The sequence below is a fragment of the Enterobacter cloacae complex sp. HYC003_NIDB genome (genome assembly GCF_056673375.1).
In genome coordinates this window covers 92,098-116,815 of the sequence record NZ_CP114220.1, presented here as the reverse complement: position 1 = coordinate 116,815, position 24,718 = coordinate 92,098, and the positions used below count along the sequence as shown (strand labels likewise).

Sequence of the window (24,718 nt, the reverse complement as noted above, 5' to 3'; positions counted from 1 at the left end):
CAGTGTTACCGTTACGATATACACCACTAGCGATAAGAGATAGTTGAATTAATCCACAGATTCGATAGCTAATACCTTTTAACTCTCCGTTCGATTAAAAAACCCTCATTTTATGAGGGTTTTTTACTTTACAGCGCCGGGCGAACACCGAGCGTATGGCAAATGGCGTAGCTCATTTCCGCGCGGTTCAGGGTATAGAAATGGAAATCTTTCACCCCTTCGCGACTTAAAATCTTCACCATGTCCATCGCGATATTGGCCCCCACCAGCTTACGGGTTTCCGGATCGTCGTCCAGCCCTTCGTACATTTTGGACATCCACAGCGGAATGCGCACGTTGGTCATATCTGCGAATTTCTTCGCCTGTTTGAAGTTCGAGACCGGCAGAATGCCAGGAATGATTTCGACATCAATACCCGCCGAGACGCAGCGGTCGCGAAAGCGCAGGTAGCTTTCCACGTCAAAGAAGAACTGAGTAATCGCGCGGTTAGCACCGGCCTCCACTTTACGCTTCAGGTTGAGCAGATCCGCCTGGGCGCTTTTGGCTTCCGGGTGAACTTCAGGGTAGGCAGCCACGGAGATATCAAAGTCGGCAACGTCTTTCAGCAGCCCGACCAGATCGGCGGCAAACATCTCTGGCTTGCCGCTGCCTGGCGGGAGGTCGCCGCGCAGGGCCACAATGTGGCGAATGCCGTTATTCCAGTAGTCCTGGGCAATGGCGCGCAGCTCATCACGGGTGGCGTCGATACAGGTCAGGTGCGGTGCCGCTTCCAGACCGGTTCGATCTTTAATGCCCTTAATGATGCTGTGCGTGCGATCACGCTCACCGGAGTTGGCGCCGTAGGTTACGGAGACGAACTTCGGCTTCAGGCTGCTCAGGCGATCGATAGAGCTCCACAGGGTTTGCTCCATTTCACTGGTGCGCGGCGGGAAAAATTCAAAAGAGACGTTAATCTGGCCGTTTACTTCGGCCAGGCTCTGATTCAGGGCTTCCCGCTGGTTGGCGTGAAAAAAGCTCATACCTTACCTCTATCTTTCGCGTGTCGTTGTTTGTTGTGTTGTGAACTTCTATACGTTTAGACGTCCAGATGTAAAAATGACGTAAAAGCGGGATGACGTCAACAGAAATAATCACAATAACGGTGAGGTTTGCTCAGGGAAGATGAAGGGCGTTCATGATGGGGGTGAGTGCGGTCTGCTGCCCTCACCCTAACCCTCTCCCACGGGGAGAGGGAACAAGCGAAATTACAGCAGCTTAGCCAGACGATTAATATCAGACTGAATGGCTCCGGCGGTGACATCGCGTCCCGCGCCCGGGCCACGGATCACCAGCGGGTTATCGCGATACCAGCGGCTTTCGATGGCGAAGACGTTGTCGCACGGCAGGAGCGCCGCCAGCGGATGTTCAGGACGCACCGCCTCCACGCCCACGCGCGCTTTACCGTTCGCCTCGAAGCGCGCCACGTAACGCAGCACCAGGCCCATCTCGTTAGCCGCTTCCAGACGTTGCACCATCTGCTCGTTCAGCTCGTCGCCGTTCTCGAAGAAGTGATCGACGGACCCTTCCTCGCAGCCCGCAGGCACCAGAGACTCGACGCGTACCTGACCCGGCTCAATGTCGTAGCCGGCTTCACGCGCCAGGATCACCAGCTTACGCATCACATCTTTACCGGCAAGGTCAACGCGCGGATCCGGCTCGGTTAAGCCCTGCTGCCACGCCTGATCCACCAGGTCGGTGAACGGAACGGTGCCGTCAAACTGCAAAAACAGCCAGGAGAGCGTGCCGGAGAAGATCCCGCTCAGCGCCAGAATGCTGTCGCCGCTTTCAATCAGGTCGCGCACGGTATGGTTCACCGGCAGGCCCGCGCCAACGGTGGCGTTATACAGCCAGTGACGGCCCGTTTTTTCGAATGCGTCATGGATCTGACGGTATTTATCAGTGCTGCTCGCGCCCGCCAGTTTGTTGGCGCTGATGACGTGGAAACCGTGGCTGGCGAAATCCAGATACTGATCGGCCAGCTGTTCGCTGGCGGTCACATCCAGCACCACCAGATCGTCGTACGGGTGCGCGCGCATCCACAGGAACAGCGACTCTTCATCCTGCTCAACCGCTTCATCGTTAAAGAAGGCCAGCGCCCGGCTGGCGTCCAGCCCTTCGTAGTTCAGCAGGCTGCGGCGGCTGTCCACCACCCCTGCCAGAATAAATTCAAACCCGGTACGCGCCGAAAGCGTTACCTGCTCGCGGGCGAACAGCTCCAGCCAGCGGGAACCGATGTTCCCTTTCCCGAACAGTACCAGGCCGATGCGTTTTTCCGCGCGGAACAGGGAGGTGTGCAGACCCTGAATCAGGCTTTCGGTTGGCCCTTTACGCAGCACGGCAACCAGACTGATGCCCTCTTCCGACTGCCAGGTGAACTCCACCGGCTGACCTTTCAGTTGCTGCCAGAAGCGGTGGCAGTGGAGCGGGTTACGGGTGACGCCCGCGCCCACCATCGCCACCAGCGCCAGCCCCTGACGCAGGCGAAGCTCGCCCGGCAGGCCCGCTTCATCCAGAATTTTCAGGGCGCTGTCCACCACTTCAGCGGTATAGCAGAACTGCAACAGCTGACGATCGTTATGTACGCCAACGGCCAGCGGACGCACCTGGGCACGTTTCAGGATGGTGTCGATATCTTTGTGTGCCAGTTTGAAATCCTGGCCCGCAGGCACCTGGAACTCAATCAGGCAGATGTCATCATGGCTGGTGACAATGCGCGCGCCCGTACCGGATGCCAGCACGCGTTCAATGCGGGTGGAACCCTGATCCGGCGTGTAGCTACAGCGTAGTTGCAGGTCGATGTCGCTGCCGGAAACCGGCTGTAGCGTGCGCGCGTGCAGCACCGGGGCCGCCAGACGCGCCAGTTCGCTCGCTTCGTCGAGACGCAGCAGCGGCAGCAGGCAGGCATCTTTTACTTTGCGCGGGTCCGCGCTGTAGACACCGGCCACGTCGCTCCAGATGGTGACGCGGGACACGCCCGCCAGGGCGCCAATCTGCGTTGCCGAGTAGTCAGAGCCGTTACGGCCCAGCAGAACGGTTTCGCCCGCGTTGCTGCGGCTGATAAAACCGGTGACGACAATACGTTTACCAGGATGTTGCACCAGCAGCTGTTGCAGCAGCGGGTAAGACAACCCTTCGTCCACCTGCGGCTGTGCGGCACGTTCGGCACGCAGGAAATCACGCGCGTCGAGCCAGGCGGCGTCCACACCAAGATGTTGCAGCACAGCGGCCATCAGGCGCGCAGACCACACTTCACCGTGGCCAACCACTTCCGCATACACTGCATCGGTAATGCCGCTGTCCAGCAGAGCGGCCAGACGCTCAAGGTCGTGCGTAAAAGCGCTAATCAGCCCGTCCGCCACGTCCGCAGGCAGCAAACCGGCAATCAGTTCACTCTGGTAACGACGTAAGGACTGTTGCACCTGATGCGCAGAGAGGCGATCGGTCTGGCTCAGTTTCAGCCAGCTAATCAACTGGTTGGTGGTGCTGCCCGCCGCAGAGACAACCATCATGTCCCCCGGCTGTGAATACTCGGTCATGATCCCTGCGACACGCAGGTAACATTTCACATCAGCAAGACTACTACCACCAAACTTGTGCAGCTGACGACCCTTCGTCCCTGCCTGCGCTATCACACTCATGATTACCCCTTGGCTGCGACCCGGAAGCCATTTTCCAGATCGGCAATTAAATCTTCAGAATCTTCAATACCGGTCGAGATACGCAGCAGCGTCTCGGAAATCCCGGCGGCGGCACGTGCTTCGGGTGCCATACCTGCGTGCGTCATGGTTGCGGCGTGGGAGATCAAGCTTTCTACTCCCCCTAAGGATTCCGCCAGCGTAAACAATGACAACCCGCTCAGGAAGCGACGCAGCGTTTGCTCGTCACCGTCCAGTTCAAAACTTAACATCGCGCCAAATCCTTTCTGTTGGCGCGCGGCAATCTCGTGCCCCTGGTTTTCCGGCAGCGACGGGTGATAAAGCTTCTTCACCAGCGGCTGGGTTTTCAGGAAATCCACGATCGCCTGGGCATTACGCTGCGCCACGTCCATACGCGGCGACAGCGTACGGATGCCGCGCAACAGCAAATAGCTGTCGAACGCGCCCGCGGTGACGCCAATGTTATTGGCCCACCATGCCAGTTCGGTGACTACATCAGGATCTTTGGCAATCACCACACCTGCTACTACGTCAGAATGGCCGTTCAGATATTTAGTGCATGAATGCAACACCAGATCGGCGCCCAGTGCCAGTGGGTTCTGAAGGGCCGGACTGAGGAACGTATTATCCACTACACTTATCGCTCCCGCATCCCTTGCGAGCTGACAAATTTTCGCAATATCGACTACGCGCAACAATGGATTGCTTGGACTTTCCACCAGCACCAGCTTCGGCTGCTCGGCAAGCGCCTGTTTCAGCGCCTGTTCGTCGTTTTGATCGACAAACAGCACACGGTAGCAGCCACGTTTCGCCAGGCTATCAAACAGACGATAGCTGCCGCCATAACAGTCGTGCGGCGCCACCAGCAGATCGCCAGGTTTCAGGAACACCGTAGTCACCAGGTGAATGGCAGACATGCCGGTATTGGTTAATACCGCACCCGCGCCGCCTTCCAGTTCCGCCAGCGCGCGCTGGGTGACGTCACGCGTAGGATTGCCGCGACGCGAGTAGTCATGCGCGCGGGGTTCATTAAATCCGGTGAAATTATAGGTGCTGGAGAGATGAATTGGCGGGACAACGCAGCCGTACTGCTCGTCATCATTCAATCCGCTACGCACTGCGATGGTGGCCTGTTTACGCGTCATGGTGAGGCTTCCTGGCGAATGAGGTGAAAAGTCAGGCACCAGAGTAAACATTGAAAGTATGGACGTCAATACATCTGGACATCTAAACTTCTTTGCGTATAGATTGAGCAATGTGCAAATAGCCGTTAAAATTATATGCTTTAGGACACGCTACAGCGGCAATATCCGTGCCTCGGTATCGTCTCTACGGTAAACTACGCAAGATTACGGTTCAAAACTGATGGTTACCGGTTTTGCACCTTTAGATTAATGACTGAGAGGATTAAAGGTATCTCATGGCTGAATGGAGCGGCGAATATATCAGCCCATACGCTGAGCACGGTAAGAAGAGTGAGCAAGTCAAGAAAATCACGGTGTCCATTCCTCTGAAGGTGTTGAAGATCCTCACCGATGAACGTACGCGTCGTCAGGTGAACAACCTGCGTCACGCCACCAACAGCGAACTGCTGTGCGAAGCGTTCCTGCATGCGTTTACCGGCCAACCGTTGCCGAACGATGACGATCTGCGCAAAGAGCGCAGTGACGAAATTCCAGAAGAGGCGAAGGTGATCATGCGTGAACTGGGTATCGACCCGGATACGTGGGAATACTGATAAGCGGATACAAAAAAGGCACCTTGCGGTGCCTTTTTTTCGGGAAACTTATTTAGCGCCCGGGATGCTGAAACGCTTGTTGAAGCGGTCAACACGGCCACCGGTTGCAACATCACGCTGCTTACCAGTGTAGAACGGGTGGCATTTGCCGCACACGTCCAGGTTCAGATCGTGACCCACGGTAGAGCGGATCTGGATAGAGTTACCGCAAGAGCAGTTTGCAGTAATCATTTCGTATTTCGGGTGAATATCTTTTTTCATGGGAGAACCTCAGTTAAGGCCGCGTCGCTCTTCCAGCCCTAACGCCAGACACCACGCGATGTTGAATGTAAGTTCTTTGGCGTAAAATACACCAAAGGCGGCGAATCATACAGAATTTGACCAACGTATGCAAACTGATCCGCACGCCGCTTTCACTAATGTGTATACTAACGCGCCACTTTTCAAGTCAGGAAGATTCGATGCCCGTCGCTCACGTTGCCCTGCCCGTTCCGCTTCCCCGCACCTTTGACTACCTGCTGCCCGACAGCATGAGCGCCAAAGCGGGCTGTCGCGTGACCGTGCCGTTTGGCAAACAGCAGCGTGTGGGGATCGTGGTGTCCGTCAGCGAACACAGCGAACTGCCGCTTAACGAGCTGAAATCGGTTGTTGAGGTGCTGGACAGCGAGCCGGTTTACTCCACCAGCACCTGGCGACTGCTGCTGTGGGCGGCAGATTATTATCATCATCCGATTGGCGACGTGCTGTTCCATGCCCTGCCCATTATGCTGCGCCAGGGCAAGAGCGCCAGCCACGCGCCAATGTGGTACTGGTTTGCCACCGAGCAGGGCCAGGCTGTGGACATTAACAGCCTGAAGCGCTCGCAGAAACAGCAGCAGGCGCTGGCCGCGCTGCGCCAGGGAAAAATCTGGCGCCATCAGGTCGACGAGCTTGAGGTAAGCGAAACCGCGTTGCAGGCATTAAGGAAGAAAGGGTTGAGCGAGCTGGCCAGTGAAGCACCTGCCCTTCACGACTGGCGCGACGGCTTTTCCGTCTCGGGCGATCGCCTGCGTCTGAATACCGAGCAGGCCACCGCCGTGGGCGCGATTCACAGCGCCGCCGACCATTTTTCCGCCTGGCTGCTGGCGGGCGTCACCGGCTCCGGTAAAACCGAAGTGTATCTGAGCGTGCTGGAAAACGTGCTCGCGCAGGGCAAACAGGCGCTGGTGATGGTGCCGGAAATCGGCCTGACGCCGCAAACCATCGCGCGTTTTCGTGAACGCTTTAATGCGCCCGTTGAGGTCCTGCACTCCGGCCTGAACGACAGCGAGCGCCTCAGCGCCTGGCTGAAAGCGAAAAACGGCGAAGCAGCAATTGTGATCGGCACCCGTTCATCGCTGTTTACGCCCTTTAAAAATCTCGGCGTTATCGTAATCGATGAAGAGCATGACAGCTCCTATAAACAGCAGGAAGGCTGGCGCTATCACGCCCGCGACTTAGCCGTGTACCGCGCCCACAGCGAGCAAATCCCCATTATTCTCGGGTCCGCCACCCCCGCGCTTGAAACGCTGCACAACGTTCGCCAGCGTAAATACCACATGCTGCGCCTGACGCGCCGTGCGGGGAATGCCCGCCCGGCCATTCAGCATGTGCTGGATTTGAAAGGCCAGCAGGTGCAGGCCGGGTTAGCGCCTGCGCTGATTAGCCGCATGCGCCAGCATTTGCAGGCGGGCAACCAGGTGATCCTGTTCCTGAACCGCCGCGGCTTCGCGCCTGCGCTGCTGTGCCACGACTGCGGCTGGATCGCGGAGTGCCCGCGCTGCGATCACTACTACACCTTCCACCAGGCTCAGCGCCATTTACGCTGCCACCACTGCGACAGCCAGCGTCCGGTCCCCCGTCAATGCCCGTCCTGCGGCTCAACGCACATCGTGCCGGTCGGTCTGGGAACGGAACAGCTTGAACAGGCGCTCGCGCCCTTCTTCCCGGACGTACCCATCTCCCGTATCGACAGGGATACCACCAGCCGTAAAGGGGCGCTGGAGCAGCAACTGGCGGAAGTGCATCGCGGCGGCGCGCGCATCCTGATTGGTACTCAGATGCTGGCGAAAGGGCACCACTTCCCGGACGTGACGCTGGTCGCCCTGCTGGACGTCGACGGCGCGCTGTTCTCCGCGGATTTTCGCTCCGCCGAGCGTTTCGCCCAGCTTTATACCCAGGTTGCCGGTCGCGCTGGTCGAGCGGGTAAGCAGGGCGAGGTGGTTCTGCAAACGCACCACCCTGAACATCCGCTGCTGCAAACTCTGCTGCACAAAGGCTATGACGCCTTCGCGGACCAGGCGCTGGCCGAACGTCAGACGATGCAGCTTCCCCCGTGGACCAGCCACGTTATCATCCGTGCGGAAGATCATAATAACCAGCAGGCGCCGCTGTTCCTGCAACAGCTGAGGAACCTACTGCAAGCCAGCCCGCTGGTGGATAATCAGCTGTGGATTTTAGGCCCGGTACCCGCGCTCGCCCCGAAACGCGGGGGCCGTTTCCGCTGGCAACTGTTACTTCAGCACCCCTCGCGTATCCGTTTACAGCAGATCGTCAGCGGCACGCTGGCGCTGATCAATACCCTACCGGAAGCGCGAAAAGTGAAGTGGGTTCTTGACGTCGATCCGATTGAAGGCTGAAGACGGATCGAAAAATTTAATGCGCCTCACACTTTTTATGAAAATTCTGTAACCGATTCCATTAACTATCTGTAAAAATGGTGCTGTCCGCAGTTCGGTGTTCAGGCGAGGAGAAGACGTTGAAGTCCAGGAAAGAGGTTGCCTCGGCGACCATGAAAGACGTTGCCGAGAAAGCACAAGTCTCAACAGCAACCGTGTCCCGCGCATTGATGAACCCTGACAAAGTCTCCCAGGCGACCCGAAACCGGGTTGAAAAGGCGGCGCTTGAGGTCGGTTATTTCCCGCAAGCCATGGGGCGCAACGTTAAACGCAACGAATCCCGCACCATCCTGGTGATCGTGCCGGATATCTGCGATCCCTTCTTCAGCGAAATCATCCGCGGCATTGAGGTCACGGCCGCCGCCCAGGGCTATCTGGTGCTGATTGGCGATTGTGCTCACCAGAACCAGCAGGAAAAAACGTTCATCGACCTGATCATCACCAAGCAGATTGATGGCATGCTGCTGCTTGGCTCACGCCTGCCGTTTGATGCCAGCATTGAAGAACAGCGCAATTTACCGCCGATGGTCATGGCGAACGAATTCGCGCCGGAGCTGGAGCTGCCAACCGTTCATATCGATAACCTCACCGCCGCATTCAACGCCGTGAACTATCTTCAGGAACTGGGGCATAAGCGTATCGGCTGTATCGCCGGACCAGAAGAGATGCCGCTGTGTCATTACCGCTTGCAGGGCTACGTTCAGGCGCTGCGCCGTACCGGGGCTATCGTCGATCCGCACTACATTGCGCGCGGTGATTTCACCTTTGAAGCGGGCGGGCAGGCGCTGGAAAAATTGCTGGCCTTGCCAGAACCGCCCACCGCGGTCTTCTGCCACAGCGACGTGATGGCGCTGGGGGCGTTATCCTACGCCAAACGTCACGGCCTGCGCGTGCCGCAGGACCTGTCGATAATCGGTTTTGATAATATTTCACTTTCGGAGTTTTGCGATCCGCCGCTTTCGACCGTTGCACAGCCGCGGTATGACATCGGCCGTGAAGCGATGCTGCTTTTGCTGGATCAGCTGCACGGTCAATCAGTTAGCAGTGGGTCACGACTACTGGATTGTGAGCTGATTGTGCGCGGCTCTACCCAGGCATTAACTTAAAGTAAATACCTTTCGACACCCTTATCTGGTCAAAGCCCCGTCGCTTAAGTAACATGGCGGGCTGACGAACGAATAAATACAGCGAAACGATAGTGGCACAACGAGATTATGTACGTCGCGGCCAGCCGGCACCTTCGCGACGCAAAAAGAGTAGTTCAAAAAGCAAGCAACGCAGCCTGTCTGCTGTCTCCCCAGCTATGGTCGCCATTGCTGCGGCTGTGCTGGTGGCCTTTATTGGCGGCCTCTACTTCATTACGCATCATAAAAAAGAAGAGTCTGAAGCCCTTCAGGGTAATAAGGTCGTCGGCAACGGCCTGCCGCCGAAGCCTGAAGAGCGCTGGCGCTACATTAAAGAGCTGGAAAGCCGCCAGCCTGGCGTACGTGCGCCTACCGAGCCTTCTGCCGGGGGTGAAGTAAAGAATGCCGATCAGCTGACGGACGAACAGCGTCAATTGCTCGCTCAGATGCAGGCGGACATGCGCCAGCAGCCTACGCAGCTGAACGAAGTACCGTGGAACGAACAAACCCCGGCGCAGCGTCAGCAAACGTTGCAGCGCCAGCGTCAGGCTCAGCAGCAAACGCAACAGCAGCAGTGGACGCAGACGCAGCCGGTACAGCAGCCGCGTACACAACCGCAGCAGCAGACGCGTACCGTACAAACTCAGCCTGTCCAGCAGCAACCGAAGGCGCAGCCGCAGAAGCAAACGGCACAGCCGTATCAGGATCTGTTGCAGACGCCTGCGCATACCACTGCGCAACAGCCAAAAACGCAGCAGGCTGCGCCGGTCACCAAAGAGACCGAGGCACCGAAGCAGACGGCTGAGAAAAAAGATGAACGCCGCTGGATGGTTCAGTGCGGTTCGTTTAAAGGCGCCGAACAGGCAGAAACGGTGCGTGCTCAGCTGGCATTTGAAGGATTTGACTCACGCATTACCACCAATAACGGCTGGAATCGCGTAGTGATTGGACCGGTCAAAGGCAAAGAAAACGCAGACGGCACCATTTCCCGTTTGAAAGTGGCTGGCCACACAAACTGCATTCGACTCGCCTCCGGGGGTTGAAACCCCCAAAATCCCCCCCATCTATCATTTAATTCAGCCCTGAGCACAGGCTCAGGGCTTCTGTTTCCCGAATCTGTAACCAGGGGGTCTGCTCGTGACAACAATAGTAAGTGTACGCCGTAACGGCCAGGTGGTAATTGCCGGTGATGGCCAGGCCACGCTGGGTAATACCGTCATGAAAGGCAACGTGAAGAAAGTACGTCGTCTTTATAACGACAAAGTGATCGCCGGTTTCGCAGGCGGCACGGCTGATGCCTTCACGCTGTTTGAACTGTTTGAACGCAAACTGGAAATGCATCAGGGTCATCTGGTGAAAGCCGCCGTTGAGCTGGCAAAAGACTGGCGTACCGACCGCATGCTGCGCAAGCTCGAAGCGCTGCTGGCCGTGGCTGACGAAAACGCCTCGCTGATCATCACCGGTAACGGCGACGTGGTTCAGCCTGAAAACGACCTGATTGCCATCGGCTCTGGCGGCCCGTACGCCCAGGCCGCAGCCCGTGCGCTGTTGGAAAATACCGACATGAACGCGCGCGATATCGCGGTGAAAGCGTTGGATATTGCAGGTGATATCTGCATCTATACCAACCACAATCACACCATCGAAGAATTACCGTCTAAAGCGTAAGGATCGCCCATGTCTGAAATGACCCCACGCGAAATTGTCAGCGAACTGAACAAACACATTATCGGCCAGGACGACGCCAAGCGCTCCGTGGCTATCGCACTGCGTAACCGCTGGCGTCGCATGCAGCTCGATGAAGAGCTTCGCCACGAAGTAACGCCAAAAAATATTCTGATGATCGGCCCGACCGGTGTGGGTAAAACCGAAATCGCCCGTCGTCTGGCCAAACTGGCTAACGCGCCGTTCATCAAAGTTGAAGCCACCAAGTTCACCGAAGTGGGCTATGTGGGTAAAGAAGTGGACTCCATCATCCGTGACCTGACCGACTCGGCGATTAAGATGGTGCGTGTCCAGGCAATTGAGAAAAACCGCTATCGCGCCGAAGAGATGGCCGAAGAGCGTATTCTCGACGTGCTGATCCCACCGGCAAAAAACAACTGGGGACAGGCTGAACAGCAGCCTGAACCTTCTGCTGCGCGTCAGGCATTCCGCAAAAAACTGCGCGAAGGCGAGCTGGACGACAAAGAGATTGAGATCGATCTCGCTGCCGCGCCAATGGGCGTGGAAATTATGGCACCTCCGGGCATGGAAGAGATGACCAGCCAGTTGCAGTCCATGTTCCAGAACCTGGGCGGACAGAAGCAGAAAGCGCGTAAGCTGAAAATCAAAGACGCGATGAAGCTGCTGATTGAAGAAGAAGCCGCGAAGCTGGTTAACCCGGAAGAGCTGAAACAGGATGCTATCGACGCGGTTGAGCAGCACGGTATCGTGTTTATCGACGAAATCGACAAGATCTGTAAGCGCGGCAACGCGTCCGGCCCGGATGTCTCACGCGAAGGCGTTCAGCGCGACCTGCTGCCGCTGGTGGAAGGTTGCACCGTCTCCACCAAGCACGGCATGGTTAAAACTGACCACATTCTGTTTATCGCCTCCGGTGCGTTCCAGATTGCCAGCCCGTCTGACCTGATCCCGGAACTTCAGGGACGTCTGCCAATCCGCGTCGAGTTGCAGGCGCTGACCACCGAAGATTTCGAACGTATCCTGACTGAGCCAAACGCTTCTGTGACCGTACAGTACAAAGCGCTGATGGCGACCGAAGGCGTGAACATTGAATTTACCGATGACGGTATCAAGCGCATCGCTCAGGCCGCGTGGCAGGTCAACGAAACCACCGAAAACATCGGTGCGCGTCGTCTGCACACCGTGCTGGAACGCCTGATGGAAGACATCTCTTATGATGCGAGCGACCTTAACGGTCAAAGCATTACCATTGACGCAGACTATGTGGGCAAACACCTGGATGCGTTAGTGGCAGATGAAGATCTGAGCCGTTTTATTCTATAATCGCGTTCAATGCATTTTCATCACTGTTGATGGGGGCTATGGCCCCCATTTTTATTGGCTAAATAACTATGACTGATATCAGCCGTACACAGGCGTGGCTCGAAAGTCTGCGCCCTAAAACGCTTCCTCTGGCTTTTGCCGCCATTATCGTCGGTACCACGCTTGCCTGGTGGCAGGGTCATTTCGATCCGCTGGTAGCAGGTCTGGCGCTTGTCACCGCCGGGCTGCTGCAAATCCTCTCTAATCTCGCCAATGATTACGGCGATGCGGTAAAAGGCAGCGACAAGCCTGACCGCATCGGGCCGCTGCGCGGCATGCAAAAAGGGGTGATTACCCAGGCACAGATGAAGCGGGCGCTGATTATCACCGTGGTGTTGATTTGCCTGTCCGGGCTGGCGCTGGTGACGGTCGCCTCGAAAACCACCAGTGATTTCATTGGCTTCCTGGTGCTGGGCTTGCTCGCCATTATTGCAGCCATTACCTATACCGTCGGGACGCGTCCTTACGGGTATATTGGTCTGGGCGACATCTCCGTGCTGGTGTTCTTCGGCTGGCTGAGCGTGATGGGAAGCTGGTACTTACAGGCGCACACGGTGATCCCTGCCCTGTTCCTGCCGGCGACCGCCTGTGGTCTGCTGGCGACGGCGGTGCTGAATATCAATAATCTGCGCGACATCGATAGCGACCGCGAGAACGGTAAAAACACGCTGGCCGTGCGTCTGGGTCCGGTGAATGCACGCCGCTATCACGCCTGCCTGCTCATCGGCGCGCTGGTCTGCCTGGCGCTGTTCAATCTGATTTCGCTGCACAGCCTCTGGGGCTGGCTGTTTGTGCTCGCCGCACCGCTGCTGATTAAGCAGGCCCGCTACGTCATGCGTGAACTCAGCCCGGCCGCCATGCCACCGATGCTGGAACGTACGGTAAAAGGCGCGTTGCTGACTAACCTGCTGTTCGTCATCGGGATTGTCTTAAGCCAGACGCTGAGTTAGCTGACAAATATCAATTAACAATTGATGATTTTGCCAACAACGCATTTCGCACGATATACTGAACACATTCGCAGCAACAGAGCGTTAAACCTATGAAATACGATACCTCCGAGCTTTGTGACATCTACCAGGAAGATGTCAACGTCGTTGAACCCCTGTTCTCCAACTTTGGTGGACGGTCGTCGTTTGGCGGACAAATCATCACGGTGAAATGTTTCGAGGACAACGGGTTGCTGTACGATCTGCTCGAAGAGAACGGTCGTGGTCGCGTCCTGCTGGTGGATGGTGGCGGTTCCGTGCGCCGTGCATTGATTGATGCTGAACTGGCGGGAATTGCCGTCCAGAACGAGTGGGAAGGCATTGTGGTGTACGGTTCCGTGCGTCAGGTGGACGATCTCGAAGACCTGGATATCGGGATTCAGGCCATCGCGGCCATACCGGTAGGCGCAGCGGGCGACGGCATCGGCGAAAGCGACGTGCGCGTCAATTTCGGCGGCGTGACCTTCTTCTCGGGCGACCACCTTTATGCTGACAATACCGGCATTATCCTTTCTGAGGATGCGCTGGATATTGAGTAATTAATCGGTAAGCGAGATGCATAAAAAAACCGCCAACAGCAATGTGGCGGTTTTTTTTGTCCCTCGGGATTCGCGGTCCGTTGGGACGTCTTACAGACTAACACCAAGGAACTTCATCATACTCTCGCCCAAACCTTGGGCAACCCTTCCTAACCTTTATAAAATCCTAATTGTCTGTGAATACCTTAACTACCTGGTTGATGCTCATTATGATACCGCGTCCCTTTCCGCCATCTCGCAAATGGGCATCGGTCCAGGGAAAGGTGTATTCACTACCGTAAAGCAGGCTAACATCAAGGCTTGTGTCCACCGACTTATCACCGGTGGTGAACGGTGGAGCGGTAAGCAGCAGGGACCGCATAATGAAACGCTATTTATGTATCGCGTTCATTGTCGCCAGCGTACTCGTTGTAAAGAGCGATGAACCTGTTGGGTTTGTTGCTTTTGCTACGACAGCGCAGGACAAGTAGCGTTAAGGCCGCCCAGGGCGGCCTTTTTTATGGTTTGATGTCGGTTAGCGAAAACCATAAAAAAGCCGGGTGGCGGCTTCGCCTTACCCGGCCTGTTCAATGCATTCCCTAAGGAAATCAAACTTCTTCCATACGTCCCAGCAACGCCTGCAAGCGTTCCTGCCAGCCGTTCTGCTGTTCGCGCAGCTGGTTGTTTTCGCGCTCCAGTTCTTCACGGCTGTGCTGAGCATTCTGAACTTCCTGTGACAGGGAGTTGTTCTTCTCTTTCAGCTCTTCAATTTCCATTTGCAGCAGCGTGATGGTGTCAATCGCCTGCTGTACTTTCGATTCCAGTTTCTCAAACACTTCTAAAGACATGATCCTACCTCTCCTGAATTGCAAGGCGACGCTTTAACATAAACGCGCACAACATATGTTCCGATTGTATGGAGCGCCGTCGCCCCTGTCCAGCGGCATGCCACGCAGATCGCGGTTTGCAACACTTTTCGGCCTCGTCCTGGTGCGTTCGCCGCATATACCCCTAAGTTGTTAACCCATAAGTTAAAGAAATGATTCAGCCCATAATCATTATCTGATGCAAAAACGCGCTTTATGGCGCGAAAACGCTCATTTTATTGACGCAGACCACACATTTAGATTTCGATATTTCTCGTTTGTGCTCGTTAACGATAAATTAACACTATGTCTACAGGGCATCGTGACTGTCACGGGCGGTCACGCAAACAATAAACATTACTCTTTTGCAGGATTCCGATTATGAGTCAGACATCAACCTTAAAAGGCCAGTGTATTGCCGAGTTCCTGGGTACCGGGTTGTTGATATTCTTCGGAGTAGGCTGTGTCGCAGCACTGAAAGTGGCGGGTGCCAGTTTTGGTCAGTGGGAAATCAGTATTATCTGGGGTCTGGGCGTGGCGATGGCCATCTACCTGACCGCAGGGGTTTCCGGTGCACATCTTAACCCGGCGGTGACCATCGCGTTGTGGCTATTCGCGTGTTTTGACGGACGCAAAGTTGTTCCTTTCATCATTTCGCAATTTGCCGGCGCCTTTTGCGCAGCGGCGTTAGTTTACGGGCTTTATTACAATCTTTTCATCGACTTCGAACAGACGCATCATATGGTGCGTGGCAGTGTCGAAAGTCTGGATCTGGCAGGCATTTTCTCAACGTATCCGAATCCGCATATCAATTTTGTGCAGGCGTTCGCGGTTGAGATGGTGATTACCGCTATTCTGATGGGCGTCATCATGGCGCTGGGCGACGATGGAAACGGCATTCCGCGCGGCCCGCTGGCGCCACTTTTGATTGGCCTTCTGATTGCGGTAATTGGCGCATCCATGGGTCCGCTGACCGGCTTTGCGATGAATCCGGCGCGTGACCTGGGTCCAAAAACCTTCGCCTTCTTTGCGGGATGGGGCGATGTCACCTTCACGGGCGGCAAAGACATTCCTTACTTCCTGGTTCCGCTGTTCGGGCCAATCGTAGGGGCGGCGCTGGGCGCATTCGGCTATCGCAAATTAATTGGTCGCCACTTACCGTGCGACACTTGTGTGGAAGAGGAGAAAGAGACGGCTTCCACCACACAACAAAAAGCTTCGCTGTAATCTGACTACGGGACACATACCATGACCGAAAAAAAATATATCGTTGCGCTCGACCAGGGCACCACCAGCTCCCGCGCTGTCGTAATGGATCATGACGCGAACATTGTCAGCATGTCTCAACGCGAATTTGAGCAAATTTACCCGCGTCCAGGCTGGGTAGAACACGACCCGATGGAGATCTGGGCGTCGCAAAGCTCCACGCTGGTGGAAGTGCTGGCGAAAGCCGACATCAGTTCTGACCAGATTGCCGCTATCGGTATCACCAACCAGCGTGAAACGACTGTGGTCTGGGAGCGCGAAACCGGTAAGCCCATCTACAACGCCATTGTCTGGCAGTGCCGTCGTACGTCAGAGATCTGCGAACAGCTGAAGCGCGAAGGAATGGAAGAGTACGTGCGCAGCGCCACCGGCCTGGTGGTTGACCCCTATTTCTCCGGCACCAAAGTGAAGTGGATCCTCGACCACGTGGAAGGTTCACGCGAGCGCGCACGACGTGGCGAGCTACTGTTCGGCACCGTCGATACCTGGCTTATCTGGAAGATGACTCAGGGACGCGTTCACGTTACCGACTACACCAACGCCTCGCGCACCATGCTGTTCAACATCAACACCCTTGAGTGGGATGACAAGATGCTGGACGCGCTGGACATTCCGCGCGCGATGCTGCCTGAAGTCCGTAAGTCTTCTGAAGTATACGGCCAGACCAACATTGGCGGTAAAGGTGGCACCCGTATTCCTATCGCCGGTATCGCCGGTGACCAGCAGGCGGCCCTGTTCGGCCAGCTGTGCGTCAAGGAAGGGATGGCGAAGAACACCTACGGCACCGGTTGTTTTATGCTGATGAACACCGGCGAGAAAGCGGTGAAATCAGAAAACGGTCTGCTGACCACCATCGCCTGCGGCCCGCGCGGCGAAGTGAACTATGCCCTGGAAGGCGCGGTATTCATGGCGGGTGCCTCCATTCAGTGGCTGCGCGACGAGATGAAGCTGATCAGCGACGCGTTTGACTCCGAATACTTCGCGACCAAAGTGAAAGACACCAACGGCGTGTACGTGGTGCCAGCGTTCACCGGTCTGGGCGCACCGTACTGGGATCCGTATGCCCGCGGCGCGATTTTCGGCCTGACGCGCGGCGTGAACTCAAACCACATCATTCGCGCGACGCTGGAATCCATCGCCTACCAGACGCGCGACGTGCTGGAAGCGATGCAGGCTGACTCCGGCATTCGTCTGCACGCCCTGCGCGTGGACGGCGGTGCGGTCGCGAACAACTTCCTGATGCAGTTCCAGTCCGACATTCTGGGCACCCGCGTTGAACGTCCTGAGGTGCGAGAAGTGACGGCGCTGGGCGCGGCGTATCTGGCAGGTCTGGCGGTTGGCTTCTGGCAAAACCTCGACGAGCTTCAGGAAAAAGCGGTTATCGAACGCGAATTCCGTCCTGGCATCGAAACCACCGAGCGCAACTACCGCTACAGCGGCTGGAAGAAAGCGGTGAAACGTGCCCTGGCGTGGGAAGAGCACGACGAGTAAACCTATATTCCCTCTCCCCTGGGAGAGGGTTAGGGTGAGGGGCTCCGACCGCACCGGTCCCTTCGCCCCTCCCCACTCTGTGATAAACTTCGTGCAATTCCTTTTGATTGTACGAGTACCTCATGAAACGTGAACTTGCTATCGAGTTTTCCCGCGTCACCGAAGCTGCCGCCCTCGCAGGCTACAAGTGGCTGGGCCGTGGCGACAAAAATACCGCAGACGGTGCAGCCGTCCACGCCATGCGCATTGTGCTTAATCAGGTCAATATCGATGGCACTATCGTCATTGGCGAAGGCGAAATCGACGAAGCGCCGATGCTCTACATCGGTGAAAAAGTCGGGACGGGCAAAGGCGATGCCGTGGATATCGCGGTCGACCCGATTGAAGGCACGCGTATGACGGCGATGGGCCAGGCCAACGCGCTGGCGGTACTGGCGGTGGGCGATAAGGGCTGCTTCCTCAACGCGCCCGATATGTACATGGAAAAACTGATCGTCGGTCCTGGCGCTAAAGGCGCTATCGACCTTAGCCTGCCGCTGGACGCCAACCTGCGCAATATCGCTGCGGCGCTGGGTAAAGCGCTCAGCGAACTCACCGTGACCATTCTGGCGAAACCGCGCCACGACGCCACCATTGCGTACCTGCAAGCGCTCGGCGTACGCGTGTTTGCTATTCCGGATGGCGACGTTGCCGCCTCTATTCTGACCTGCATGCCGGACAGCGAAGTCGACGTGCTTTACGGCATCGGCGGCGCGCCGGAGGGTGTGGTCTCTGCGGCAGTGATCCGCGCGCTGGACGGCGATATGCAGGCGCGTTTGCTGCCACGCCATGAGGTCAAAGGCGACAGCGACGAGAACCTTCGCATTGGTGCAGACGAACTGGCGCGCTGCGCGGCGATGGGCATCGAGGCCAATAAAGTGCTCGCGCTGAACGAGATGGCCCGCAGCGATAACGTGGTCTTCTCCGCAACCGGCATCACCAAAGGCGATCTGCTGGACGGCATCACCCGCAAGGGCAACATGGCCACCACTGAAACCCTGCTGATCCGTGGTAAATCCCGCACCATTCGCCGCATTAAGTCCATTCATTATCTCGATCGTAAAGATCCGGACGTACAGACGCACATTCTGTAAAACCGTTTGATCGATAGAGCTTTCCGGCCCGAATGGGCTGGAAATGTTTCCCGCAAGTACGGAAGATAGAAGAGAGAAACAGCACAGGAGAAGATCATGGCGGACTGGGTAACAGGTAAAGTCACAAAGGTACAGTTCTGGACCGATGCGCTATTTAGCCTCACGCTGCACGCTCCCGTTCATCCGTTTACTGCCGGGCAGTTTGCCAAGCTCGGGTTGGATATCGACGGTGAACGCGTACAGCGCGCCTACTCTTACGTTAATGCGCCTGATAACCCGGACCTTGAGTTCTATCTGGTCACCGTCCCGGACGGTAAGCTCAGCCCACGCCTCGCCGCGCTGAAGCCGGGCGATGAAGTGCAGATTGTCTCCGGCGCGGCGGGGTTCTTCGTGCTGGATGAAATCCCCGACTGTGACACGCTCTGGATGCTGGCGACCGGCACGGCCATTGGCCCGTATCTTTCCATTCTGCAATACGGCAAAGATCTGGAGCGCTTTAAAAATATCGTGCTGGTTCACGCCGCGCGCTACGCCGCAGACCTGAGCTATTTGCCGCAGATGCAGGCGCTGGAACAGCGATATGGCGGGAAGTTAAAAATTCAGACGGTGGTCAGCCGCGAAACCGCAGCCGGCTCGTTAACCGGTCGCGTTCCGGCGTTGATTGAAAGCGGCGCGCTGGAAGAAGCGGTGGGTTTACCGATGAATACCGAAACCAGCCATGTGATGCTGTGCGGTAACCCGCAGATGGTACGCGATACGCAGCAGTTGCTGAAGGATACCCGGCAGATGACGAAGCACCTTCGCCGCCGGCCGGGCCACATGACCGCCGAACACTACTGGTGATCAGCGGTACTTCACCTCAAGGGTATCTTTTCCATATTTGTTCTCGCTCTGGGTGCCGATAAACGCGCCCAGTTCGACAACCATCATTACAAAGATAACCGTCGGCAGCAGTCTGCCCACCACCCATGGGAGGATTGAGGGCAGCATTGACCAGTTCCCCGCCACCAGCATCCACGCCAGAATAATCAGGAAAGCCCATGCGCCGGAGCGGCCACGATCGTGCAGACGTTTCACCACTACGGCGGCGGTTGGCCACAGTAAACAGACCAGCGCAAATGCCGCCGTTTGCGTGCTCAGCCATGCGTTGTAGGCAACAAAAAACAGAAGCAGCATGGCGACAACCCACGTTGCAATCCAGATCCAGAAGTCACGGCGTCCAATACGCCCTTTGAATGAAAACAGCCACTGCTGTATGGTCATGTAAGGTTCCTTATTATTGTTTAGCCCGCATTTTACCCTGGAGTTGTGACCTTTTGACAAGCCGACCAGATATCGTTTTAATCATGGGCAATGACGGCCAGGGGCAATGTTGATGAAAAGTTCGGCACACTCTCTTTATTTGTGTTTAGCGATGCTGAGCGCCAGTTTTTCCCTGTATGCCGCGGAAACGGCTTCCCCGGTCACCGCCCCCTATCTTCTGGCGGGCGCCCCCTCTTTCGATCAATCTATCAGCCAGTTCCGCGAAGCCTTCAACAAAGAAAACCCCTCACTTCCGCTGGGAGAGTTCCGTGCGATTGACAGCGCCCGCGATACGCCGACCCTGACCCGCGCGGCCAGCAAAATTAACGAGAATCTGTATGCCTCTACCGCCCTTGAGCGCGGAACGTTAAAAATCAAAAGTATGCAGATCACCTGGCTGCCGATTCAGGGGCCAGAGCAGAAAGCGGCGAAAGCGAAAGCGCTGGAGTACATGAGCGCTATTCTGCGCGCCTTTACCCCCACCTTCACGAAAGCGCAAAGCCAGCAAAAGCTGCAAAAACTGCTTACCGCCGGGAAAAACAAACGCTATTACGCCGATACGGAAGGTGCCGTTCGCTATGTCGTCGCAGATAACGGCGAAAAGGGGCTGACCTTCGCGGTTGAACCGATTAAGCTGGCCCTATCAGACGCACTCGAGGGGGCGAATTAATGACAAAAAGCAAAGCCTTTCGAGGGAAAATCTCTATACTGATTCACAGACCATGCTGCCCGACAGGGCGGCCATATTCCTTAATTCGCTTATTGAGCGTGGAGAATTGAAATGCGACATCCTTTAGTGATGGGTAACTGGAAACTGAACGGCAGCCGCCACATGGTAAACGAACTGGTTGCTAACCTGCGTAAAGAGCTGGCTGGCGTGACCGGCTGCGCGGTTGCTATCGCTCCGCCGGATATGTACCTGGATCTGGCTAAACGTGCCGCTGACGGCAGCCACATCATTCTGGGCGCGCAGAACGTTGACGTTAACCTGTCTGGCGCGTTCACCGGTGAAACCTCCGCTGAAATGCTGAAAGATATCGGCGCGAAATACATCATCATCGGCCACTCCGAGCGTCGCACCTATCACAAAGAATCCGATGAGTTCATCGCGAAGAAATTCGCTGTGCTGAAAGAGCAGGGTCTGATCCCGGTTCTGTGCATCGGTGAAACCGAAGCAGAAAACGAAGCAGGCAAAACCGAAGAAGTGTGCGCACGTCAGATCGACGCTGTGCTGAAAACCCAGGGCGCGGCAGCGTTCGAAGGCGCGGTTATCGCTTACGAGCCAGTCTGGGCGATCGGTACCGGCAAATCTGCAACTCCAGCGCAGGCACAGGCGGTGCACAAGTTCATCCGTGACCACATTGCAAAAGCAGACGCGAAAGTGGCTGAGCAGGTCATCATCCAGTACGGCGGTTCCGTTAACGCATCAAACGCAGCTGAGCTGTTCACCCAGCCAGACATCGATGGCGCACTGGTTGGCGGCGCATCCCTGAAAGCAGACGCTTTCGCGGTGATCGTTAAAGCGGCAGAAGCGGCTAAGCAGGCGTAATCGCCTTTGTGGCGGGTGGCGCTTCGCTAACCCGCCCTACAAACGACCTAACACGCTAAACCACAAATAATCCAGCGGCAGCAGCACCAGATACGTCGCAATCGCCAGCGCCAGACAAAGCAGCATCCCCGCCTTCGCAGGCACTTTCCCTAAGCCCATCGCCACTACAATCGGCGACGCCTGATACGGCAGCAGCGGCGTGGAATACCCCAGCACCTGAATCATGATCACCGACAGCAGCGGGAAGCCGGTCGCGTCCGAGAAGCTCTGCGCCAGCGTGGTGTACAGCGCAGGAACGCCGTTGGCGGTCATAATGAAGTTGAGCGCCGTGGTGATCCCCGTCAGCGCCAGGAAGCTGGTAAACGGGCGGTCTGCATCCAGCGGCATGATATGGAGCAACGCCTCGCCTACGGCCGCACCGATACCGGTCTGCGTCACCGTAATGGCCAGCCCGAGTATACCCGCGACGTAAATACAGGTGCGCATATTCACCCCCGCCGAGAACTCCTCCCCGGTGATAAAACCGATGCGCGGCAGCATAACGATGACCGAGGCCGCCAGCCCCGTCCACGCTGGCCCAACGCCGTGCCAGCTCTCCGTCACCCACATCGTCAGCACCACCGCCAGCAGCCAGGCGAGTCGTTTTTCGTCACGCCCCATCGGTTCCGATGGCGTGAGATCCTTCGCCGGTTTCGGGTTGCCGGGGAACAGCCAGCAGATCAGGCCAATCAGAATCAGGCCTTTGAGAATACCCAGCACCGGGGTGTGCAGCAGCAGATACGGGACATAGTTGAGGTGGATACCGTATGAGCCTTCCGCCGCGCCGCTCATCACCAGGTTGGGCACGTTGGCGGGCAAAATAGTGGCCGAGAGCTGGAAGGTGCCAAACCCGACCGCCAGCGCCAGGCCAAACCAGGCCCGCGAGCCATCAGGAATGCCGGCCCGCTTCGCCATCGCGGCGACAATCGGCATCAGCAGCGCAATACGTCCCATGTTCGACGGCATCACGAATGCCAGGGCATAGCTCAGCAGCACAACGCTCGCCACCATCAGCACCCAGGAGTCGGTAAGCTTTGCCGACAGCGCCCGGGCGGCCCTGTCCGCCAGGCCGGTTTTCCGAATCGCCACGCCCAGCACAAAGCCGCTGAACACCAGCCAGAAGGCAGACGAGGCGAAGCCGCCGAAGATCACTTCCGGCGGGGCGATTCTGGCGGTCATCGCCGCCGTGAAAAACAGCAGCGCGGTGATAAATTCCGGCAATAGCGACGTCGCCCACAGCACAATGGTGACGCCGACGATCAGCGAGGGAAGCAGCAGAGGATGCGTTAACCAGAGCGACATACCTGTCTCCTGTAGAATTTTTCAGCAAGTCTACGGCGACAGGCAGGGCGAGTAAACGCTATTTATGGTGGGGTCACTTCAGGATATCGCATTGATGATCCTGCAATTCCTCAGCCGACGCGCGGTTAAAGGTAAGCAGGTTACGCTCTGTCGCCAGCAATACAAACGAGCCGTCCGACTGCTGTGCCATCGCCAGCGCGAAGCGTCCCATATGATCGCGGGCTTCCGGCAGCTCTTCCGCCAGCATCATAAACGGGCTGCGCTGCACCAGTTCGTTCTCCGTCACCCGACGGGCAAGGTATTCATGCCCTTCCAGCCCGCCCGGAAGCGGTAACCACTGGGTGCTGATTTGCCCCTGCGACGCGTTCAGCTTCTCGCGCACGTCTGGGCGCAGACAGGAGATGTGGATATGAAAATGGTTTTGCGTGCGCCCGGTCGGGGAGTTGATGGTCAGCGAAACGGCGCTATCAGGCACGTCGGCCCCCCGTTTCATACTCATAAAATGGCGAGACTGCCATGCCAGCCAGAAGAAATTCGGTGTCTGCGGCTCAGTCAGCAGCGGGCTTTCGGTTCCGTTGATACGGTACGTGGGCATCAGCAGGTATTGCAGCGGCCCGTTGCGGTCCTTGAACACCACGTAGCCCGCATCTGGCTTCACCTGCGCACACGGTGCCGGGTTACGGTTATGCAGCTGGTTGGGCACACACTGGTCGAGAACGATATGACGCAACGCATTCGGATTACCCGCTTTCATCCAGTACACGCCGCCTGCGGCAAGGGCGATAACGATCAGAATCAGTAAGATAATTTTTTTCACAACGCGTTCCCTGTTTTCAATAGAGGCAAAAGAGTAACGCAAAATGATGACCAAATAAAAAACCCGGCGGATTTCTCACACCGGGTTACCGTGTCGTTCTTTGTAAAACGCTTAGCGCTTGCTGATCTGGTCGAAGGTGCCGCCGTTAGAGAAGTGCTCTTTCTGCGCTTTGGTCCAGCCGCCAAAAACCTCATCAATAGTGAACAGCTTCAGTTTCGGGAAGGCGTTTTCGTATTTCTTCGCGACGGCCTCATCGCGTGGGCGGTAGAAGTTTTTCGCCGCAATTTCCTGCCCTTCCGGTGAGTAGAGGTACTTCAGGTAGGCTTCCGCCACCGCTTTGGTGCCCTTCTTATCAACAACCTTATCGACGACGGAGACGGTCGGCTCAGCGAGGATGGATTCGCTCGGGGTGACGATCTCGAACTTGTCTTTACCCAGCTCGTTGGTCGCCAGCAGGGCTTCGTTTTCCCAGGCGATCAGTACGTCGCCAATGCCGCGTTCGACGAAGGTGTTGGTTGCACCGCGCGCGCCGGAGTCCAGCACTTCGACGTTTTTAAACAGTGCTTTGACGAAGTCCTGTGCTTTGGCCTGATCGCCGTTGTTGTGGTGCAGCGCGTAGCCCCAGGCTGCCAGATAGTTCCAGCGTGCGCCGCCGGAGCTTTTTGGGTTCGGGGTAATGACAGACACGCCTGGCTTAATCAGGTCGTTCCAGTCCTTAATCTGTTTCGGGTTGCCTTTACGCACCAGGAAGACAATGGTCGAGGTGTATGGCGCAGAGTTGTCCGGCAGACGCTTGATCCAGTTTTTGTCGATACGGCCACGCTCCGCGATCGCGTCCACGTCATAAGCCAGCGCCAGGGTAACCACATCGGCTTCAATACCGTTGATCACCGATGTCGCCTGCTTACCGGAACCGCCGTGAGACTGGCGAACCACCACGTTATCGCCGGTTTCCTGTTTCCAGTGCGCCGCGAAAGCTTTGTTGTACTGGTCGTACAGTTCACGCGTCGGATCGTACGACACGTTCAGTAACTGAATGTCCTTTGCCAGAACGCTGGTCGATGCCAGCAATAATGTTAACCCCACGCCCCATTTATTCATCGCCCAGCTCTCTTGTGTAGTGTTTTGATGAATGCAGCGTGCCA

23 protein-coding genes are annotated in these 24,718 nt (G+C 56.7%); 14 read left to right on the top strand and 9 right to left on the bottom strand.

What is annotated here, in order from left to right; translation table 11 throughout:
* Positions 1-128 precede the first annotated feature (128 nt).
* The 3 genes from metF to metB form a co-directional block, all read right to left on the bottom strand.
* On the bottom strand, positions 129-1,019 hold the full coding sequence (gene metF, locus O1722_RS00540) for a methylenetetrahydrofolate reductase (RefSeq protein WP_003862045.1): 891 nt from the start codon (positions 1,017-1,019) through the stop codon (positions 129-131).
* Between the two features lie 225 nt (positions 1,020-1,244).
* Entirely contained in the window at positions 1,245-3,677 is a 2,433-nt protein-coding gene (locus tag O1722_RS00535; protein ID WP_033487968.1) for a bifunctional aspartate kinase/homoserine dehydrogenase II, read from the bottom strand.
* Positions 3,678-3,679: 2 nt separating this feature from the next.
* Positions 3,680-4,840 carry a cystathionine gamma-synthase gene (gene metB / locus O1722_RS00530; protein WP_017383102.1) on the bottom strand — a complete coding sequence of 387 codons (1,161 nt, stop codon included), beginning with the start codon at positions 4,838-4,840 and terminating at the stop codon, positions 3,680-3,682.
* A 275-nt stretch (positions 4,841-5,115) separates the two neighbouring features.
* On the opposite strand from metB, the gene metJ reads away from it, so the two are divergent.
* A complete protein-coding gene (gene metJ / locus O1722_RS00525) occupies positions 5,116-5,433 on the top strand; it encodes a met regulon transcriptional regulator MetJ (protein WP_006179183.1) in 318 nt (105 codons plus the stop codon).
* A gap of 48 nt (positions 5,434-5,481) precedes the next feature.
* Here the strand turns inward: metJ and rpmE are convergent, their stop codons facing one another.
* On the bottom strand, positions 5,482-5,694 hold the full coding sequence (gene rpmE / locus O1722_RS00520) for a 50S ribosomal protein L31 (RefSeq protein ID WP_003862040.1): 213 nt from the start codon (positions 5,692-5,694) through the stop codon (positions 5,482-5,484).
* Positions 5,695-5,894: 200 nt separating this feature from the next.
* Here rpmE and priA point away from each other — a divergent pair, with 200 nt between their 5' ends.
* The 7 genes from priA (at position 5,895) to rraA (ending at position 13,829) form a co-directional block, all read left to right on the top strand.
* Complete coding sequence (gene priA, locus O1722_RS00515) at positions 5,895-8,090, top strand: primosomal protein N' (protein WP_032104298.1); 2,196 nt, start codon at positions 5,895-5,897, stop codon at positions 8,088-8,090.
* A gap of 119 nt (positions 8,091-8,209) precedes the next feature.
* A complete protein-coding gene (cytR, locus tag O1722_RS00510) occupies positions 8,210-9,235 on the top strand; it encodes a DNA-binding transcriptional regulator CytR (protein ID WP_017383100.1) in 1,026 nt (341 codons plus the stop codon).
* A 92-nt stretch (positions 9,236-9,327) separates the two neighbouring features.
* Positions 9,328-10,296 (top strand): cell division protein FtsN, encoded by a 969-nt coding sequence (gene ftsN, locus O1722_RS00505; protein ID WP_017383099.1) that lies wholly within the window; start codon positions 9,328-9,330, stop codon positions 10,294-10,296.
* Between the two features lie 94 nt (positions 10,297-10,390).
* A complete protein-coding gene (gene hslV / locus O1722_RS00500) occupies positions 10,391-10,921 on the top strand; it encodes an ATP-dependent protease subunit HslV (RefSeq protein WP_003862036.1) in 531 nt (176 codons plus the stop codon).
* Positions 10,922-10,930: 9 nt separating this feature from the next.
* Positions 10,931-12,262 (top strand): HslU--HslV peptidase ATPase subunit, encoded by a 1,332-nt coding sequence (hslU, locus tag O1722_RS00495; RefSeq protein WP_015569947.1) that lies wholly within the window; start codon positions 10,931-10,933, stop codon positions 12,260-12,262.
* Positions 12,263-12,324: 62 nt separating this feature from the next.
* On the top strand, positions 12,325-13,251 hold the full coding sequence (menA, locus tag O1722_RS00490; RefSeq protein ID WP_087924327.1) for a 1,4-dihydroxy-2-naphthoate polyprenyltransferase: 927 nt from the start codon (positions 12,325-12,327) through the stop codon (positions 13,249-13,251).
* Between the two features lie 92 nt (positions 13,252-13,343).
* Positions 13,344-13,829 carry a ribonuclease E activity regulator RraA gene (rraA, locus tag O1722_RS00485; RefSeq protein ID WP_033487969.1) on the top strand — a complete coding sequence of 162 codons (486 nt, stop codon included), beginning with the start codon at positions 13,344-13,346 and terminating at the stop codon, positions 13,827-13,829.
* A 587-nt stretch (positions 13,830-14,416) separates the two neighbouring features.
* On the opposite strand, the gene zapB is transcribed toward rraA, so the two are convergent.
* Positions 14,417-14,656, bottom strand: a complete 240-nt coding sequence (zapB, locus tag O1722_RS00480) for a septal ring assembly protein ZapB (RefSeq protein ID WP_003862031.1) — start codon at positions 14,654-14,656, stop codon at positions 14,417-14,419.
* A gap of 399 nt (positions 14,657-15,055) precedes the next feature.
* Here zapB and O1722_RS00475 point away from each other — a divergent pair, with 399 nt between their 5' ends.
* The 4 genes from O1722_RS00475 (at position 15,056) to fpr (ending at position 19,407) form a co-directional block, all read left to right on the top strand.
* Positions 15,056-15,901, top strand: a complete 846-nt coding sequence (locus tag O1722_RS00475) for an MIP/aquaporin family protein (RefSeq protein ID WP_033487971.1) — start codon at positions 15,056-15,058, stop codon at positions 15,899-15,901.
* A gap of 21 nt (positions 15,902-15,922) precedes the next feature.
* Entirely contained in the window at positions 15,923-17,431 is a 1,509-nt protein-coding gene (glpK, locus tag O1722_RS00470) for a glycerol kinase GlpK (RefSeq protein ID WP_033487972.1), read from the top strand.
* Between the two features lie 122 nt (positions 17,432-17,553).
* A complete protein-coding gene (gene glpX / locus O1722_RS00465; protein ID WP_015569942.1) occupies positions 17,554-18,564 on the top strand; it encodes a class II fructose-bisphosphatase in 1,011 nt (336 codons plus the stop codon).
* 96 nt (positions 18,565-18,660) lie between these two features.
* A complete protein-coding gene (gene fpr, locus O1722_RS00460) occupies positions 18,661-19,407 on the top strand; it encodes a ferredoxin--NADP(+) reductase (RefSeq protein WP_033487973.1) in 747 nt (248 codons plus the stop codon).
* On the opposite strand, the gene O1722_RS00455 is transcribed toward fpr, so the two are convergent.
* Positions 19,408-19,827, bottom strand: coding sequence for a DUF805 domain-containing protein (locus O1722_RS00455; RefSeq protein ID WP_006808672.1), 420 nt, complete (start codon positions 19,825-19,827; stop codon positions 19,408-19,410).
* 112 nt (positions 19,828-19,939) lie between these two features.
* Between O1722_RS00455 and O1722_RS00450 the strand changes: the two genes are divergently transcribed.
* Both O1722_RS00450 and tpiA read left to right on the top strand, forming a co-directional pair.
* On the top strand, positions 19,940-20,536 hold the full coding sequence (locus O1722_RS00450; protein WP_017383094.1) for a DUF1454 family protein: 597 nt from the start codon (positions 19,940-19,942) through the stop codon (positions 20,534-20,536).
* 111 nt (positions 20,537-20,647) lie between these two features.
* Complete coding sequence (gene tpiA, locus O1722_RS00445) at positions 20,648-21,415, top strand: triose-phosphate isomerase (protein WP_003862019.1); 768 nt, start codon at positions 20,648-20,650, stop codon at positions 21,413-21,415.
* 36 nt (positions 21,416-21,451) lie between these two features.
* On the opposite strand, the gene O1722_RS00440 is transcribed toward tpiA, so the two are convergent.
* The 3 genes from O1722_RS00440 to O1722_RS00430 form a co-directional block, all read right to left on the bottom strand.
* Complete coding sequence (locus O1722_RS00440) at positions 21,452-22,756, bottom strand: SLC13 family permease (protein ID WP_023304636.1); 1,305 nt, start codon at positions 22,754-22,756, stop codon at positions 21,452-21,454.
* 73 nt (positions 22,757-22,829) lie between these two features.
* Positions 22,830-23,573: a CDP-diacylglycerol diphosphatase gene (locus O1722_RS00435; RefSeq protein ID WP_003862014.1), complete on the bottom strand. Its 744-nt coding sequence runs from the start codon at positions 23,571-23,573 to the stop codon at positions 22,830-22,832.
* 111 nt (positions 23,574-23,684) lie between these two features.
* Positions 23,685-24,674 carry a sulfate ABC transporter substrate-binding protein gene (locus O1722_RS00430; protein ID WP_032660777.1) on the bottom strand — a complete coding sequence of 330 codons (990 nt, stop codon included), beginning with the start codon at positions 24,672-24,674 and terminating at the stop codon, positions 23,685-23,687.
* Positions 24,675-24,718: the final 44 nt, after the last annotated feature.